This is a genomic window from Sphingomonas astaxanthinifaciens DSM 22298 (assembly GCF_000711715.1).
In the GTDB taxonomy this organism is placed as follows: domain Bacteria; phylum Pseudomonadota; class Alphaproteobacteria; order Sphingomonadales; family Sphingomonadaceae; genus Sphingomicrobium; species Sphingomicrobium astaxanthinifaciens_A.
The window spans coordinates 1,354,600-1,370,662 of the sequence record NZ_JONN01000001.1; the positions used below are offsets into that span (position 1 = coordinate 1,354,600).

The window sequence follows — 16,063 nt, forward strand, 5'->3', positions numbered from 1 at the left end:
CGAACGCTCCTCGGGACAAAAGTGCGACTTTCCTGCCACACTTCGCCAGGGCCCGAGATCGCGCCGGGCCCGGTCCTCGCTTATGGTAAACCAATGAATCTCGACGATCTTCTCATTCGCTATTTCGCCGCGACCGACCTTTCGGCGGTCTCGCCGGCAATGCTCGAGGCAGGAATCGACCGGCTGCGGGTCGACTTCGGCCTCGCGACCGATCGCGCCCAGCGCTTCGCCTTGTGGTCGCTGCTGTTCCTGCTCGGTGCCGCGCCCGACCTCGACGTCGCCTTCCCCGAGCCTGCCGACCGCGACGCTGCCCGCAACTTCATGGACCTGATGGATCGCGGTTCGGACGACTGAGCGGACGCCTTGGCGGCGCGAACCTAATCTCCGTGTTCAACCCGGATTGACCGCATGGACGATACGCCGGGTTTGCGGCATGATCGCGCGCGTTTCGGGGGCGCTCGATCATGCTCGATGTACCGACCCGGGTAAGGCCAGTCCTTCAGCGCGGCGCCGCGCGGGTCCATGCGCTCGGCCGCTTCCGCCTGACCCGCGAGGACGGCCGGGCGATCCCGGTCCGTTCGCGCAAGGCGCGGGCGCTGCTCGCCTATCTCGCGCTCACCGGAAAGACCGCCTTGCGCGGGGAGATCGCCGCCCTGCTGTGGAGCGACCGCGGCGAGGAGCAGGCACGGGCGAGCCTGCGCCAGACCCTCCACGAACTGCGCCGGCTCGACTGGACCGGCGGGGAGAGCCCGCTCCTGGCTGATGGCGAGACGCTGTCGCTCAGCCCGGGCGCATTGACCCACGACCTGGCGGCGATGCGCGCCGCAGCCGAGGCCGACGACCTCGGCACGCTCACCGAACTGCTCAACGATGCGGCCCCCGACGGGGCGCTGCTCGCCGACCTCGACGGGATCGACCGCGAACTCGACCAATGGCTGCGCCAGTTCCGCGCGCGCGAGCCGGGCGACACGATCGATGCCGTGCAGGCCGCCGCCGACCGCGCCGTGGCTGGGGGCCGTCATCACGAGGCCAAGGCCCTGCTCGCCGCGCTCGAAGCGTGCGAACCGACCCGCGAGGACATCGCCCGGCTCCAGTTCCGGGTCGCGCGGGCGCTCCACGACGATCATATGGCCGCGCGTCGCTGGGACCGCCTGGTCGCGGCCCTCGACAGCGAGCTCGGCACCCGCCCCTCGCCGGCGACCGAACAGGCCTATCGCGCTTTGGCCGCGCCCGAGACATCCCCGCCCCCTTCTCCGCCAGGGGCAGTTTCTGCGGTGCCGCGGGCCGTCGGGCGCAGCCGCGCCGGCCTGCCCTTGCTGATCGGCCTGTCGCTCCTCCTCCTCCTCCTCGCGGGGCTCGCCGCCGCCTGGTGGTGGAGCGCCCGACCAGCGATTGCGCCGGACCGGCCGGTCGTCGTGGCGGTTGTTCCGTTCGAAGCACGGCCCGGGACACTCGACTTCCTCGCCGCGGGGCTGTGGGAAGACACCCGCACCGCGCTTGCCCGCAACCCCGGGCTCCGGCTGCTCGGCCGCGCGACCTCCGATGCCAATGGCTCGGCCCGGCTCACCCCGGCGGAGTGGCGACGACGGACCGGCGCCGACTATCTTCTCGGCGGCTATCTCGATCAGCGCGCGGGTAAGGTCTCGGTCACTGCCGAGCTGACCCGCACCGCCGACGGACTGGTGATCTGGCAGGGCCGCTTCGAAGCTCCGGCGGGCGAGCCGGCGAGCGGACAGAGCTCGATCGCCAGCGCCATCGAGGGCCAGTTGCGCAGCCGCCTCGCGCCGGGCGGCGGCCGCCTTGCCGAGCAGATCACGACCTCGTCCGACGTTCAGGCCCTCTATGGCGAGTCCGCGATCCTGCTCGGCGGCCGTCGCTACGAGGATCATGCCCGCGCCCGCGGCCTGCTGCTCGAAGCGGTCCGCCGGGATCCCCAATATGCCCCTGCCTGGGCCGCCCTCGCGCAGGCCGCGATATTCACCAACGCCGGCGTCGTCGATAATGCCGCCCTGCGCGAGGAAAGTCTCAGGGCAAGCCGCCGCGCCCTCCAGCTCGCGCCCAATCTTGCCAAGGCCCATGCGGTCGCGGGCCTACTCATGGGCGACGATACCGCCGCCGCGCGCGCGCACCTGCGCCGGGCGATCGCGCTCGACCCCAGCGACGTCGATGCATGGAACTGGCTCGGCAACAGCCTCGCCCGCGACGGCGACCCCGAGCTGTCGATGACCGCCTATCGCACCGCGACCGGGCTCGACCCGCTCTACACCCCCGCCCTGATGAACCTCGCCCAGACGGCGGGCGACCTTGACCGCCCCGACGAGATTGACCGGCTGGCCGCCGCCTCGCGCCGCGCGGGCGCCGGACCCGACATTCTCGCCGCGCTGGCCGCCTATCGCGCGCTCGCCGACAACGACCTGTCGCAGGCCGCCAAGGCCCTCGCCCGCGGCGGCAAGGACGACGAGGGACGCGCCCGCCCAGCCTCGTTCATGCCATGGATCCTAACCCTCCAGCGCCTCGACATGCTCGAGCCCCTGCATCGCATCGTCGGCTGTCCGCGCTGGTATCCCGCGCTGATGCGCGGGCAATCCATGCCCCCGGCCGCGATCGACGGCCGCAAGGTGACCCCCGAAGAATTCTGGTTGTCCTTCTATTATTCCTATGCCGCGGCCCGAGCACTCTACAACCACGGCGAGACCGAGCGGCTCGTCACCCTCTATCGGCAGGCCTTCGGCACGGCCGACCGCTTCCTCGCCGAGGCGCGCCGCGCGCAGCAGCTGAGCTCGACCGCGCCGACCCTGGCGATGGCCCTGCTAGCACAGAGGCAGCCAGCGGAGGCTCGCTACATCCTTGCCGGGGCCGAGCGCGACCTCGACAAGCCCGGCCGACGGGCCTGGCAGCGCGATGACCTTGCCGACCTTGCCGCGATCAAGGCCGCACAGGGCGAGCACCAGGAGGCGCTCGCCCTGCTTGGCCGGGCCGTCGACCGGAAGTGGCTACCCGACGGTCGGGCAAAGCCGATCGATCTGCGCCAGGAGCCAGCCTTCGCGAAGCTTCGCGGCGATCCCCGCTTCGACGCGCTTCGCTCCCGCATCCTCGCCACCGTCACGCGCGAGCGGGCGGAGACTGGGTCGCTCCCGCTCTAGGCGTGGCCCCCACGGCGTCATCACGACCCCGGCTGAACTCACTGGCCGGTCACCTTGGTCCGGCGCGAGACATAGACGTCGGCCGAACCCTCGGCCGGGGCGCCGGTCCGGGTCGAACCGAACATCAGCGTCGTCCCGTCCCAGCTCAGCGACGCCCGGGTCTCGTTGGCGGCGCTGTTGATGCCGTTTTCGAGATGGATCGCCGAGCCCCAGGGTTCGTCGACGCTGCTGCGATGCGCGGTGAAGATGTCGGGTCCGCCAAGCGTGCCAGTACGGTTGCTGTCCCAGACGATCTCGAGCCCGTTACGGCTGACGTTGGGACGTGCATCGCTGGCGCTGCTGTTGACCCCGCCCTGGGCAAGATTGGCCGGCCCGAAGTCGACGCTGTAATAGACGTCCTGCGCCGGTCCGCCGGTCTCGCGCGTGCTCGAGAAATAGAGGAATTCGCGGCCGTCCGCCGCCTGGAACCACGACGGGCTCCACTCCTCGCGGTCGCTGTTGATCTGCCCCTCGCCCTTGGGCAGCCGCTGCGCATCCTGGAAGCCACTCGGCAGGTGCTTTACGACAAAGATGTCGGTGTCGGTCGCGCTCGACCGGCGGACGAAGAAGAAGCGGTTGCCCCGCGCCGGAGTTGGGCAGAATTCGTCGGCGGCGGTGTTGATCTTGGGCCCGGCATTGACCGGCGTTCCCCAGCCGTCGCCGCTCTTGGGCGCGATCCAGATGTCGAGCCCGCCCTGCCCCCCGGGCCGATTGGAGGCGATATAGAGGCTGCCGTCATAGGGATTGAGGATCGGGCAGCCGTCGTTGAACGGCGTGTTGAGCTGGCTGCTCGAGCCGTTCAAGGCCTCCGCCCAGGTCGGCGGGCCCCAGTCGCCATATTGCTGTGCGCTGGCGTTCACGCTCAGCCCGATCGCCAAGACGCTGGCGGTCGCGATCCATCGCTTCATGCCGTTCATCACCATCCCCTATCTCGCTTCGGACCACATGAGGTCCGGCGGGAATGTCTTGCCCGGCACCCGTTCGACGGGCGTCAATCGGGCGTCAAACCACCGTTAAATCGTGCTTTTCGGTGGCGGCGACCGGCGAAACGGGCCGCGGCACGCGCTTCCCCTTGCGCCGACTGGTGAGATGCGCCCGTTGGCAACGATCGCAGCGATAGGCGCGCAGGCCCGAGTCGAACGCCGCAGCAGCCGCCATTGCGGCGTCGATGCTTTTATAGGCCGCCTTGCGCCGGCAGACGCTGAGCCGGGTCCGCATGCGCGACGCCTAGACGAACTGCTCGGCCAGTGGCCTGGCGCCGGTGTCGGGGAAGAGCGCTGCGGCGAGGCGCGCCGGATCCTGCCCGAAATGCTGCGCCAAGGCGGTTGCGATGACCGCATCGAGGGCATGGGTCGGCTTGAGGTCCCGCCCCTCGTAGAGCTGGCTTGCGCCGAGGCCCGGCCAGTCGGCAAGGACGCGGCCGCCCCGAACCGCACCGCCGAGGAGCCAAGCCACCGAGCCGGTCCCATGGTCGGTCCCGCCGGTCCCGTTCTCCGCAGCGGTCCGTCCGAACTCGGTCGCGACGATGACCAGCGTGTTGCGCCAGTCGGCACCGAGCCCGGCCTGGAAGGCAGCGAGCAAACCGTCGAGCCCGGAGAGCTGGGCGCCAAGCCGCGCTTTCTGCCCGCTGTGCGTGTCCCAGCCGTCGGTCTCGATCATCCCGATCCGGGCGCCATTCGCCCCCGCCATCATCTTGGCCGCAAGCGCGCCCGCCGCCGCCGCGCCCTTGCCCGAGGCGAGGTCCCCGGCCTGCGCGCGCGCCGCCAGCGCCTGGTTCCACAGCGGCCCGAGCTGCGGGTCGGCCCCGTAGAGGTCACCGACCCGGAGCATCAGGTCCGCGCCCGCGTCGGGCAGCTTCGAGGGCGCATAGGAGGTCACGTTCGCCGCCCCGCGCAGCACCGGCGGGATGGTCGGCGCGAAGGCGATCGCATGGGGATCGTCGGGCATGGTCGCGACCAGCCGGTTCATCCACCCGTCGCGCAGCCGGTAGGGCAGCGCTCCGCCCGTCTCGAGCACGTTCTGCCCGTCGAAATGCGAGCGGTCGCGATAGGGCGAGGCGACTGCGTGAACGAACAGGGCCTGCTTCGCCGCATGCAGCGCCGCCGTCGCCTTTAGCGCGGGATGGAGCGTGAAGAAGGGATCGATCCGGCTCCCGCCCTCGAATCCGATCAGCGGCCGCAGCCGGGCGAGCGCCGGGTCGCCGGTCGGCGCGAGGATTGCCAGCCCGTCGGCAGCGCCGCGCTGGATCACGAACAGGAAGCGCTTGTCGGTCGCCGCCTTGGCGAAGGCGAGCGAGGGGGCGAAGGTCGCCGCGGCGAGGCCGGCGGCACCGCAACCGAGGAAAGAACGGCGGTCCATCGACTACCTCCGCAGGAATTCAGGAGAGACGAGCAGCAGCGCGAGGCCCGTCGCGGGGCTCTCGGCGCGGCTGATCGCTTGCGCGGTGGCCGGGGAGAGCCGGCTTCCGAGCGTGACCGGAGCGAGCGCGCGGGCGTCGATTTCCTGCCCGGCCGTCGCCGCCAGCCGCTGCGCCGCCTCGACCCGGCGGACGAGCGCGTCGGGCCCGGCCCAGCTCGCGGCAATGTCGTCGAACCCCGCCGGCGAGGTCGGTCTCCAGACCGGCATACCGAGCTCGTTCAGCATGCCGACGGCTCGTTGCCCCGGCGCCTTGTCGAGGCCGAGCGCGCGGAAGCTCGCCACGGTCCATTCCCACGGATTGCGGAATTTCGGGCGCGCCGGATCCCAGGCCTCGGGCGAGGCGATCAGCGCGCGATAGACGGTCGGCAAGTCGCCGCCGCTCTTCAGGAATGCCTGCTCGACCCGCGCGATCACCGCCGGCGGCGGATCGTCGGCGACGAAATGGCGGGCAAGCTTGGTCGCGACGTGGCGGGCGGTGGCGGGCGCGACCGCCAGGTCCATCAGCACCGCGCGGCCCTGCTCCTCGCCGCCCTCGCCATAGTGCTTGCCGAGGATCGTCCGGGCGCCCGGCTCGTGCAGCATCTCGGCGAAGGCGAAGTCGCCGGGCGCGCCGCCCAGCCGCCGCTGCAACGGCCCCCGCCCCAGCCCCGCCACCGTCCAGCCGGTCAGGGCGCGCGCGAATTCGGTGACGTCGGCTTGGGCATAGCCGGTCCGCACCCCGAGGGTGTGCAGCTCAAGGATTTCACGCGCGAGATTCTCGTTGAGCCCGAGGTCGCGCCCCCGCGCCCCGGCGCGCTCGCCGGCGAGACTGTTGGGCCCGATCGACTGCGCCTGGTCGAGATAGAGCAGCATCGCCGGGTGCCGCTCGACCGCCAGCAGCATGTCGGCGAAGCGCCCCGTGACGTGCGGCCGGATCGCCTCCATCTCGAGCAGCCCGGCAAAGCCGACCGTCGTCATCTTGGTGGCGCCGACCGCGAAATGATTGGCCCAGAAATGCGCCATGCGCTCGAGGAAGGGCGATGGCCCGGTCAGCGCGGCGTTCAGGCGGGCATCGACCGCGCGGAGGTAGAGGTCGCGCTGTTCCTTGCGCAGGCCCACAAGCTCGGGCGGCTGCTTGGGCTTGGCCGAGGCCTTTTCGCCCGACATGGTCATGGTGGGCGCTGTGGGTTCAGGCTCCTGCCTGCGCTCCATCCTGAGGTCGCGGCGTTCGTCGCGATAGGCGAGCAAGGCCTCGGCCGCTTCGGCGCGGGTCGGCGTTCCGGCCGGCACGGCCAGCCTGTCGCCGAGCTGCGCCTCGACCCACGCCCGGCCGTCGCCGCCCCCGCTTCCCCGCGGACGCGGACCAAGGCCGAAGCGGTTTTCCGCGAAGATGCGGTCGTTCATGGCTAACCCCGATGATCGAGACGGCCACGCTGCCGTTATGCGACTGAACCGCCGATGACCGCGGCCCTCAGGCCGCCTCGGGCTCCGCCTCCTCGCGGCGGCCCTTGAAGCCCTGCGCGATCACATACCATTCGCTCGAATCCTTGCGGCTGGCGGGCGGCTTGGCATGCTTGACCGTCGCGAAATGCTTCTTGAGCTCGGCCAGGAGCTGATTGTCGGTCCCGCCCGCCAGCACCTTGGCGACATAGGCGCCGCCGGGCTTGAGCACGTCCTTGGCGAATTCGAGCCCCAGCTCGACCAGCCCCATGGTGCGCAGATGGTCGGTCTGCGGATGACCCACGGTATTGGCCGCCATGTCGCTGAGCACGAGATCGGCCGGGCCGCCGAGCGCTTCTTTGAGGCGCGCATCGGCATCCTCGTCGGTGAAATCCATGTGGAGGATGGTGACCCCGTCGAGGGGATCGACCGGCAGAAAATCGATCCCGACCACGGCCGCCCGCGGCGCCTTCTTGCGCACCACCTGGCTCCAGCCACCGGGCGCGATGCCGAGGTCGACCACCGCCTGCGCGCCGCGCAGCAACCCGAACTTCTCGTCGAGCTCGATCAGCTTGTAGGCCGCGCGGCTGCGATAGCCCTCGGCCTTGGCCTTCTTGACGTAGGGGTCGTTCAGCTGGCGCTGCAGCCACTTGGTCGAGCCGACCTTCCGCCCCTTGGCGGTCTTCACCCGGGTGTTCACAGGCAAACGCCTCGGTTGGCAGGGTGGGCGTTCACAATATATGTCCGTCGCGCGCCATCAGGCTTCTCAAAATCCCTTCGCGGATGCCGCGGTCGGCAATCCCCAATTGTTCGGCCGGCCAGATGTCGAGGATCGCCTCGAGGATGGCGCAGCCCGCCACCACCAGGTCGGCGCGCTCGGCGCCGATGCAGGGCAGGCCCGAGCGACCCTCGAAATCCATCTCGGCGATCATGGTCGAAATGTCGCGCATCGCCCCGATCGGCACGTGCAGCCCGTCGACCGCGCGGCGGTCGTAGCTGGGCAGCGCGAGGTGGACCGAAGCGAGCGTGGTCACGGTGCCGCTGGTGCCGAGCAGCCGGATATTGTCCTTGTTCTCGGGCAGTAGCTCGGTGAACCGGGCGAAGGCATGGCGCGCGCGCTCGCGCATCCGGCGATAGGCGGCGACCCGATCGGGCCCCTCGATTGCGGTCCGGCCCTCGCTTTCGGTCAGCGAGACGACACCCCAGGGCGCGCTCCACCAGGCCTTGATGCGGGGCGCCATGTCCTCGCCGCCGGGCTCGACCAGCACCAGCTCGGTCGAGCCGCCGCCGATGTCGAAGATCAGCGCCGGGCCGTCGCCGGGTTCGAGCAACTTGTGGCAGCCGAGGACCGCCAGCCGGGCTTCTTCCTGCGGCGCGATGATCTCGAGGACGATCCCGGTCTCGCGCCGCACCCGCTCGACGAAATGACGGCCGTTGGCGGCACGGCGGCAGGCCTCGGTCGCGACCGAACGGGCAAGCCCGACCCTTCGGCGGCGCAGCTTGTCGGCGCAGACCCCAAGCGCCTCGACCGCGCGGTCCATCGCGCCGTCGGTCAGCCGGCCGCTCGTCGCCAGCCCCTCGCCCAGCCGGACGATTCGCGAGAAAGCGTCGACCACGGTGAAGCCGCCGGGAGTCGGCCGGGCGATCAGCAGTCGGCAATTGTTGGTGCCGAGGTCGATCGCCGCATAGGTCTGGTGTGAGGAGGCGGCCGGTGCCCGACGGGGCTCGGCTGCGGAGTGCCTGGCCGGAGGTCCCGGCGTCGGCGCGCTGGCTGGGTGAGACGCCATCACGCGATTGTCCATCGATCCTGCACCGACCGGGCAATACCGATCGGCTGACTTGGCACCGGCTTAAGCCAGATTGCGCAAGCAGCGCAAGGTTGCGGCTTGGCATTGACAGTCCGCGGCGACGCCCCTAGCTGCCCACCCAGCCCACGGCCTCGGCCTTGCGGGCTCATCGGTCCTTGCCCGATCGTCTAATGGTAAGACTACGGACTCTGACTCCGTCAATCGTGGTTCGAATCCACGTCGGGCATCCACCGTCTCTTCGATTTCACCTCTAGCGGACCGCCGCCAGCTTGGGCTCCTCGCCATTGTCGAGCCCGTAGATGTCGGGCGCGTAGGCGAGGCTTCCGTCGGCTTCGGGGCGCACCGTCAGATAGGTGAGGAACACCGGCACGCCGGCGCCGAGCGCGACATTGAGTTCGGGCTGGCTGCTCGCGGCAACGGCATCGCGGCCCATTAGCCAGCGGCCGAGCCGCGGCGCATCCTCGAGCCGGACACAGCCCGAGCTGAAGGTCCGCGCGGCCTCGTCGAACAGGTTCCGGGCGGGCGTATCGTGGAGATAGATGCCGAGCTCGTTCGGGAATTCGAACTTCATCGCGCCCATCATGTTGCCGCGGCCGGGCTTCTGCCGGACCCGCGCCTCGATCCGCCCGTCGGCGACGGCCTGCCAGTCGACGCTGGCGGGATCGATCACGCGCGCATCGGCGTCCCAGCCGGACAGCACCTCGTAATTCTTGGCCTTGAGCCAGCCGACGCCCTGGCGGAGGACGTTGGGCGCGATGTTGCTGGCGGCGAGGTCGACTGGCACGTTCCAGTAAGGATTGAAGGTCACCTGCCGAAGCGTGCCCGCCATCAGCGGGGTCTTCATCTCGGGCTTCCCGACGACGACCTTCATCCGGTCGACGACCTTGCCCTCGTCGATCATCATCAGCTGCTGGCTGGCGATGTCGACCAGCACGAAGCGGCCGTCGGACGGCAGCAGCCGCGCCCGGTCGAGGCTGCCACGCATCGCCCGGCTCGGCTCGCCAAGGAAGCGGCTGTCCTCGGCCGCGGCGGCCTTGAGCGCGGCATGGATCGGATTGACCTCGGCGGTCCGGCGGACGAGCGCGGCGAGATCGTCGCTCCGCGCCATGCCGGCGAGCACTTCGGCGGGGGTCGGGACCTTGGGCGCGAGCGCCGGGTCGGCGTAGATGACCTTTGCCCCGCCCGGCCAGCGCATCGCCTGCGCGTAGAGGATGAAGGCACTGCTCATCAGCCGCTCGGCCTCCTGGGCGGCGCCGGGCGTGCCGGCCTCGGCGTCGGCCAAAGCCTGCTCGATCGAGGCGGCAAGCTCGGGGCCGTCCTCGAAGCCGTCGAGCGGCGAGGTCTTGAGCGCCGCGGTCAGCGCCCCGATCGCCCGGGGCGACTCGAGCCAGAGGGGCTGGCTTCGGCCGGCATAGAAGGAGGAGACCGCGGCGGCGGTGGGAAGGCTCTCGGCGCTGACGGTAGCGGCAGCGGCCGGAACGGAAAGGGTCAGCGCGGCAATGGCTGCGGCAGCGCCCAGCAAGGAACGACGGAACACGGCAAATCTCACCTCGAAAGAGGAACTTGCCGCGTTTAACGCCCGGTCAACCGTAAGGGTTCAATGCGTGACGCTGCCCCCGATCCAGCGCTCGAGCCGGGCCTTGAAGCCGCGGCGGGGCGGGACGAAGATCGGGGTCTCGGCGGGCTCCGGCTCGGCCTCGGGATCGTAGAGCTCGAGGTTGCGCGGCAGGCGCGGGCGGAGCGTCTCGCGGCCGCGCATTACGTCCTCGGCCAGCGCCAGCGCGCGGTGCACGTCGTTGCCGGTGAAGGGCTTGAGAAGGAGCCCCAGGGCGAGGTCGGGCATGGCGAAGCCCGGCGCTCGGCCGGTCACGAACAGGCAGGGCACGCCGATGTCGTTCAGCCGCACCGCGACCGAGAAGCCGGTCGAACCGCGGGCGAGGTGGAGATCGACCAGCGCGAGGTCGGGCTCGTCATGCTCGAGGATTTCGAGCGCGCTGGCGAGGTCCTCGGCAATCCCGATCACCCGGTAGCGCGGATTGTCCTCGACCAGGTAACGCAGCGTCTCGGCCAGTGGCCGTTCGTCTTCGACGATCAGGATCTTGAGCACGTGGGCAATCCTCCCGGCGGCGGGGCCGCCCTGTGGATAAGATTGCCGGGCACCGGACGCCGCGCGAATCCCGGATTCGCCACATTATCGGTGAACCGAATGAAACTGACGCCAAGGCGTCAGTCGTCGCCCTCGTTAACTGCGGGCGAAGGCCCGGTAGAAAAGGTGTGCGCCGATCTTCTCGACCATGGCGAGGCGGCGGCCCCAACTCGGCGCGACATAATCGGCGTGATACCAAAGGACGTCGGAAGGCAGCGCGTCGGCGGCCTTGCTGACCGCGATGCGGGTGATCGCCTGGGCATAGGACCAGGAAGCGCTCGAGCGGTTGACCGCGGGCATCTTGCCCGAGCGCGGATTGACGAAGCTGAACTGCCAGGGCTGCTTCACCACCTCGCACCAGCTCGCCGGGTAAAGACCCGAGGCGGCGCGGTTCATGATCACTTCGGCCACCGCGAGCTGGCCGTCAAACGGCTCGCCCCGCGCCTCGTGATAGACGGCGATCGCGATGCACTCTTCCTGCTCGCTGAGCGCAGCGCCGTTCATTCGGGCGTACATCAGCGGCCAGAGCGAGGCGTGGGTCACGGCGGGGCGGACGTCCTGGGCGCCGGTCGGCGGAGTCAGGCCGCTCGCCGGACGCGGGGTGGCCGAGAGGATGGCGGCACGGCCCTGGGCCGCATTGACCGCAGTGGGAAGCGCCGGGGCCGCAACGCTGGTCGCGGCGATCGGGGTGGACATCGATGGTGCGGCGACGACGGCCGCGCTGGTGGTCGGCGTCGCGGCGATTGTCGCCAGCTGGGCCGAAACGGGGCTGGCACCGACCAGCAGAAACAGGGAGGCAGTCGCCGGCACGAGGCCGAGCGGCAGTCGCTTGATCAATGGGGTCTCTATCCTGTGCGGTCGAGGGGTCCAGCCGCCCATCTACTCCGCACTCTGGTGCGCGGCGGCTGGAGCCTTCGTCCGACTTGCCCTGGACCCGCCCTCCGCGGATCCGTCGCTCTCGTCTTGTTGGATGGCGAGATACGGAGCGTTCACCGCATGGGAACCCCGCGAGGGGTGAACGGAGCGAGTCCTGCGGTGAACGACAGGAACATTTCCCGTGCTGGGACAAGGAGTTGGACGAAGCGAGTTACCGGAACGACGAAGCGATCGGGCGCGCGGGGCGGCGAAGCTCTTACTTGCCCGGAAGTTGCGCGACTCCGCGCGTGGCCCGCGCGGGAAGCTGTGCCCCTCCCCAAGACCGTTAGACAGCTTCTTATTATTGTGCAGCCGAAGCGCGTAACCGGGAGCTTGGATCAGGTCCGGGGCGACGTGAAGGCCATTAAAAAACCTCCCCGCCGGATGTCGACGAGGAGGTTCTTGCTAAATCAGGCCGCTTCGCTCTTGCGGCTCTGGCGCTTGCGCTCGTGCGGATCGAGGAAGCGCTTGCGCAGGCGGATGACCTTAGGGGTCACCTCGACCAGCTCGTCGTCCTGGATGTAGGCAATCGCCTGCTCGAGCGTCATCTTGCGCGGCGGGGTCAGGCGGATGCCCTCGTCCTTGCCGCTGGCGCGGAAGTTGGTGAGCTGCTTGGCCTTCAAGGGGTTGACCTCAAGGTCCTGCGGCTTGGCATTCTCGCCGATGATCATGCCCTCGTAGAGGTCATCATTGGGCGAGATGAACATGATACCGCGATCTTCGAGCGCGTTCAGGGCGTAGGCCTGCGCCTTGCCCTTCTCCATCGAGATCAGGACGCCGTTCTGGCGACCCGTGATGACGCCCTTGTGGGGGCCATATTTCTCGAACAGGCGGTTCATGATGCCGGTACCGCGCGTGTCCGACAGGAACTCGCCGTGGTAGCCGATCAGCCCGCGCGAGGGCGCGCTGAAGGTCAGGCGGGTCTTGCCGGCGCCCGAGGGACGCATGTCGGTCATCTCGGCCTTGCGCTGGCTCATCTTCTCGACGACCGTGCCGCTGTATTCGTCGTCGACATCGATCACGACGGTCTCATACGGCTCCTCGCGGCCGTTCGGGCCATCCTGGAACAGCACGCGCGGACGGCTGATCGACAGCTCGAAGCCCTCGCGGCGCAGGGTCTCGATGAGCACGCCGAGCTGGAGCTCGCCGCGACCGGCGACTTCATAGCTGTCGTTGTCGTGCGCGACGGTGACGCGGATCGCGACATTGGTCTCGGCCTCGCGCTCGAGGCGCTCGCGGATGACGCGGCTCTGGACCTTGTCGCCATCGCGGCCGGCATAGGGGCTGTCGTTGACCGCAAAGCTCATGGCGAGCGTCGGCGGATCGATCGGGCGGGCCTTGATCGGGGTGGTGACCGACGGTGTCGCGATGGTGTTCGAGACGGTCGCGTTCATCAGGCCGGCGATGGCGATGATGTCACCCGCCTGCGCCTGCTCGACCGGAACGCGCTCGAGGCCGTGGAAGGCGAAGATCTTGGTCGCGCGACCTTCCTCGACCTTGTGGCCATCGACGTCGAGCGCCCGGATCGGCTGGTTGATGTGGAGCGTGCCCGATTCGACGCGGCCGGTGAGGATTCGCCCGAGGAACGGATCGCGGTCGAGCAGGGTGGCGAGCATCTTGAACTCGCCGTGGATCGGCAGGCCGGGGGCGGGCACGTGGCTGACGATGGTCTCGAACAGCGGCGTCAGGTCGCCGTCGCGAACCGTGTCCTCCCGCCCGGCATAGCCGTTGCGGCCCGACGCATAGAGCACCGGGAAATCGAGCTGCTCGTCATTGGCGTCGAGGCTGAGGAACAGGTCGAAGCATTCGTCGAGCACTTCGGCCGGACGCGCGTCGGGGCGGTCGATCTTGTTGACGACGACGATCGGCCTGAGGCCGAGGCCGAGCGCCTTGCCGGTGACGAACTTGGTCTGCGGCATCGGGCCTTCGGCGGCGTCGACCAGCAGGATCACGCCGTCGACCATCGAGAGGATGCGCTCGACCTCGGCGCCGAAGTCGGCGTGGCCCGGCGTGTCGACGATGTTGATTCGGGTCGCAGTGCCTTCCGCATCGGCCCACTCGACCGAGGTGCACTTGGCGAGAATGGTGATCCCGCGTTCCTTTTCGAGGTCGTTCGAATCCATCGCGCGCTCTTCGACGCGCTGGTTGTCACGGAAGGTGCCGGACTGGCGGAAGAGCTGATCGACGAGGGTCGTCTTGCCATGATCGACGTGGGCGATGATCGCCACGTTGCGGAGTTCCATCGGTTTTCCTTGGGAGAGGTTCGCCGCGCCCTTAGTCGAATTGGTGCGTTGCAGCAATGGGAAGCAGGAGAAATGCCATGCCGCAGGGTGACAAGGGGGCCTATACCGACAAGCAGCGGCGCAAGGCGCGCGACATCGAGAAGAGCTACGAGGACCGCGGGGTGCCGGCCAGGGAGGCCGAGCGGCGGGCTTGGGCGACGGTCAACAAGCAGGACGGCGGGGGCAGGGAATCGGGCTCGGGCCGATCGCGCGACCGGTCGGCGGCGGCGAAGAAGGGCTGGGAGACGCGGCGGAAGAAGGCAAAGGGGTAGTCCTTGTTCGCCATGCCGGACTTGACCCGGCATCCGCCATCTTCTCCAGAAGGCGGACGGACCCCGGATCAGGTCCGGGGTGACGGAGATTGAGGTTGGCTTCACGACATTCCCGCCCCGCCCTTCCCCGCTCGGTCTGGGTGCTGGGGTTCGTCAGCCTGTTCATGGACCTGTCGAGCGAGATCATTCACGCGCTGCTGCCGCTGTTCATCACGGTGACGCTGGGCGCGAGCGTGGCGGTGCTGGGCGCGATCGACGGGGTGTCCGAGGCGACCGCGAGTTTCGCCAAGCTCGCCGGCGGGCGGCTGTCGGACCGGCAGCAGAAGCGCAAGCCGTGGATCCTCGCCGGCTATGGCCTTGCCGCGGTGACCAAGCCGCTGATGGCGCTGGCGACGGGGCCGTGGACGGTGCTCGGCGCACGGCTGGTCGACCGCACCGCCAAGGGCCTGCGCGGGGCGCCGCGCGACGCGCTGATCGCCGACGATACGCCCGCCGACCAGCGCGGCGCGGCTTATGGCCTGAGGCAGAGCCTCGACACCATCGGTGCGCTGCTGGCGCCGATCGCCGCGGCGGTGCTGATGGTCGTGCTGGCCGGCGACATCCGCAGCATCTTCTGGATCGCGGTGGTCCCGGCCTTCGTCTCGGTGGCGATCATCATCCTCTACCTGCGCGAGCCCGAGCGGCGCTCGGGCGAGGCGAAGCCGCAGCCGCTGCTGAGCGGATTCCGCGAGGTCGACAAGGATTGCCGGCGGATCATCCTCGTCGCCTTCCTGTTCACGCTCGCCCGGTTCTCGGAGAGCTTCCTCGTCCTCAAGGGCGCGGAAGCCGGGCTCAGCCTCGCCACCGCGCCGCTGGTGCTCGCGGTGTTCAACCTCTCCTACGTCCTCCTGTCCTATCCTGCGGGTGCGCTCGGCGACCGGCGCGATCCCCGGCTGATCCTGAGCGCGGGAATCGCGCTGCTGATCGTCGGCAATCTGGTGCTGGCGAATTCGACCGGGCTGGTCGGGCTGGTGATCGGCGTGTCGCTGTGGGGGGCGCATATGGCGCTGACCCAAGGTTTGTTCGGGAAACTGGTGGCGGATGCGGCGCCGGCGCATCTGCGCGCGACGACCTTCGGCCTGTTCCATGTCGCGACCGGCTTCGGGCTGCTGCTGGCAAGCCTTGGCGGAGGGATGCTGTGGGACCGCGACGGGCCGGCCGCGACCTTCCTGGCGAGCGCGGCCATCGCGGCCGCCGCCGGCGTGATGCTGTGGCTGCTGCCGAAACCCGCCCCGATTAGTTGATCAGCCACTCGGTCGCGACGTTGCGCCATTCCTGCGGGCCGATCAGCTGGCGATGGTTGAGGCGGATCGAATGCAGGGTGGCCTCGATCTCGCGCCGCCAGTGATCGAGGAAATGGTGAAGCGCCGGAAAGCCTGGCGCGACGTCGTGATGCTGGAAGGAGAAGAGCTGGAGCAGGCTCGGATGGTCCGGAAGATAATAATGGACCTCGACCAGGCTCAGTCCATAGCCTTCGAGCTGAAGCTGCAGTTCCGGGGTGACCAGACCCTTGACCATATGCGCTCCTCGTCTGCCGATCTCCTTAGGCCACCATTGGTTGCGTTTCCGTTCCCAGCGTCAA

The 16,063-nt window shown here is 69.4% G+C and carries 15 protein-coding genes and 1 tRNA gene; 5 read left to right on the forward strand and 11 right to left on the reverse strand.

Annotated features, from left to right (window positions below):
* The first annotated feature begins 93 nt into the window (after positions 1 to 93).
* Positions 94 to 354 carry a hypothetical protein gene (locus BS69_RS0106990; protein ID WP_029941247.1) on the forward strand — a complete coding sequence of 87 codons (261 nt, stop codon included), beginning with the start codon at positions 94 to 96 and terminating at the stop codon, positions 352 to 354.
* Between the two features lie 110 nt (positions 355 to 464).
* Positions 465 to 3,143, forward strand: a complete 2,679-nt coding sequence (locus BS69_RS0106995; RefSeq protein WP_029941248.1) for a BTAD domain-containing putative transcriptional regulator — start codon at positions 465 to 467, stop codon at positions 3,141 to 3,143.
* A 38-nt stretch (positions 3,144 to 3,181) separates the two neighbouring features.
* Here BS69_RS0106995 and BS69_RS0107000 read toward each other — a convergent pair whose 3' ends face one another.
* The 6 genes from BS69_RS0107000 to BS69_RS0107025 all read right to left on the reverse strand — a co-directional run bounded on the left by BS69_RS0107000 (position 3,182) and on the right by BS69_RS0107025 (position 8,806).
* A complete protein-coding gene (locus BS69_RS0107000) occupies positions 3,182 to 4,099 on the reverse strand; it encodes a TolB-like translocation protein (protein WP_169738071.1) in 918 nt (305 codons plus the stop codon).
* Positions 4,100 to 4,184: 85 nt separating this feature from the next.
* Positions 4,185 to 4,400 carry a hypothetical protein gene (locus BS69_RS13230; RefSeq protein WP_037504421.1) on the reverse strand — a complete coding sequence of 72 codons (216 nt, stop codon included), beginning with the start codon at positions 4,398 to 4,400 and terminating at the stop codon, positions 4,185 to 4,187.
* A gap of 9 nt (positions 4,401 to 4,409) precedes the next feature.
* Entirely contained in the window at positions 4,410 to 5,540 is a 1,131-nt protein-coding gene (locus BS69_RS0107010) for a DUF1501 domain-containing protein (protein WP_029941250.1), read from the reverse strand.
* Between the two features lie 3 nt (positions 5,541 to 5,543).
* The gene (locus BS69_RS0107015; protein ID WP_029941251.1) at positions 5,544 to 6,983 is read right to left on the reverse strand and encodes a DUF1800 domain-containing protein; all 1,440 of its coding nucleotides are present in this window, start codon (positions 6,981 to 6,983) and stop codon (positions 5,544 to 5,546) included.
* Between the two features lie 67 nt (positions 6,984 to 7,050).
* Complete coding sequence (locus tag BS69_RS0107020) at positions 7,051 to 7,719, reverse strand: RlmE family RNA methyltransferase (RefSeq protein ID WP_245605121.1); 669 nt, start codon at positions 7,717 to 7,719, stop codon at positions 7,051 to 7,053.
* Between the two features lie 31 nt (positions 7,720 to 7,750).
* Positions 7,751 to 8,806 (reverse strand): Ppx/GppA phosphatase family protein, encoded by a 1,056-nt coding sequence (locus BS69_RS0107025; RefSeq protein WP_037504683.1) that lies wholly within the window; start codon positions 8,804 to 8,806, stop codon positions 7,751 to 7,753.
* A gap of 177 nt (positions 8,807 to 8,983) precedes the next feature.
* Between BS69_RS0107025 and BS69_RS0107030 the strand changes: the two genes are divergently transcribed.
* Positions 8,984 to 9,057, forward strand: a tRNA-Gln gene (locus tag BS69_RS0107030).
* Between the two features lie 20 nt (positions 9,058 to 9,077).
* Here the strand turns inward: BS69_RS0107030 and BS69_RS0107035 are convergent.
* The 4 genes from BS69_RS0107035 to typA all read right to left on the reverse strand — a co-directional run bounded on the left by BS69_RS0107035 (position 9,078) and on the right by typA (position 14,131).
* Positions 9,078 to 10,349 carry a L,D-transpeptidase family protein gene (locus BS69_RS0107035; RefSeq protein WP_051676602.1) on the reverse strand — a complete coding sequence of 424 codons (1,272 nt, stop codon included), beginning with the start codon at positions 10,347 to 10,349 and terminating at the stop codon, positions 9,078 to 9,080.
* Positions 10,350 to 10,424: 75 nt separating this feature from the next.
* On the reverse strand, positions 10,425 to 10,934 hold the full coding sequence (locus BS69_RS13655; RefSeq protein WP_051676603.1) for a LytR/AlgR family response regulator transcription factor: 510 nt from the start codon (positions 10,932 to 10,934) through the stop codon (positions 10,425 to 10,427).
* A gap of 135 nt (positions 10,935 to 11,069) precedes the next feature.
* Positions 11,070 to 11,810, reverse strand: coding sequence for a cell wall hydrolase (locus BS69_RS13660; protein ID WP_051676604.1), 741 nt, complete (start codon positions 11,808 to 11,810; stop codon positions 11,070 to 11,072).
* Between the two features lie 488 nt (positions 11,811 to 12,298).
* Positions 12,299 to 14,131 (reverse strand): translational GTPase TypA, encoded by a 1,833-nt coding sequence (gene typA, locus BS69_RS0107050; protein WP_029941257.1) that lies wholly within the window; start codon positions 14,129 to 14,131, stop codon positions 12,299 to 12,301.
* Positions 14,132 to 14,208: 77 nt separating this feature from the next.
* Between typA and BS69_RS0107055 the strand changes: the two genes are divergently transcribed.
* Positions 14,209 to 14,442 carry a hypothetical protein gene (locus BS69_RS0107055; RefSeq protein ID WP_029941258.1) on the forward strand — a complete coding sequence of 78 codons (234 nt, stop codon included), beginning with the start codon at positions 14,209 to 14,211 and terminating at the stop codon, positions 14,440 to 14,442.
* A gap of 95 nt (positions 14,443 to 14,537) precedes the next feature.
* Entirely contained in the window at positions 14,538 to 15,725 is a 1,188-nt protein-coding gene (locus BS69_RS0107060) for an MFS transporter (protein WP_051676605.1), read from the forward strand.
* Here the strand turns inward: BS69_RS0107060 and BS69_RS0107065 are convergent.
* Positions 15,718 to 15,999, reverse strand: a complete 282-nt coding sequence (locus BS69_RS0107065; RefSeq protein ID WP_051676606.1) for a hypothetical protein — start codon at positions 15,997 to 15,999, stop codon at positions 15,718 to 15,720. The two genes, BS69_RS0107060 and BS69_RS0107065, sit on opposite strands and share 8 nt — an antisense overlap.
* Positions 16,000 to 16,063 lie beyond the last annotated feature (64 nt).

Excerpts from the sequence above, each read along its gene's own strand:
- BS69_RS0107065 (WP_051676606.1), bottom strand. The coding sequence starts at position 15,999 with ATGGTCAAGGGTCTGGTCACCCCGGAACTGCAGCTTCAGCTCGAAGGC.
- BS69_RS0107055 (WP_029941258.1), top strand. The coding sequence starts at position 14,209 with ATGCCGCAGGGTGACAAGGGGGCCTATACCGACAAGCAGCGGCGCAAG.
- typA (WP_029941257.1), bottom strand. The coding sequence starts at position 14,131 with ATGGAACTCCGCAACGTGGCGATCATCGCCCACGTCGATCATGGCAAG.
- BS69_RS0106990 (WP_029941247.1), top strand. The coding sequence starts at position 94 with ATGAATCTCGACGATCTTCTCATTCGCTATTTCGCCGCGACCGACCTT.
- BS69_RS0107010 (WP_029941250.1), bottom strand. The coding sequence starts at position 5,540 with ATGGACCGCCGTTCTTTCCTCGGTTGCGGTGCCGCCGGCCTCGCCGCG.
- BS69_RS0107000 (WP_169738071.1), bottom strand. The coding sequence starts at position 4,099 with ATGAACGGCATGAAGCGATGGATCGCGACCGCCAGCGTCTTGGCGATC.
- BS69_RS0107015 (WP_029941251.1), bottom strand. The coding sequence starts at position 6,983 with ATGAACGACCGCATCTTCGCGGAAAACCGCTTCGGCCTTGGTCCGCGT.
- BS69_RS13230 (WP_037504421.1), bottom strand. The coding sequence starts at position 4,400 with ATGCGGACCCGGCTCAGCGTCTGCCGGCGCAAGGCGGCCTATAAAAGC.
- BS69_RS0107025 (WP_037504683.1), bottom strand. The coding sequence starts at position 8,806 with ATGGCGTCTCACCCAGCCAGCGCGCCGACGCCGGGACCTCCGGCCAGG.
- BS69_RS0106995 (WP_029941248.1), top strand. The coding sequence starts at position 465 with ATGCTCGATGTACCGACCCGGGTAAGGCCAGTCCTTCAGCGCGGCGCC.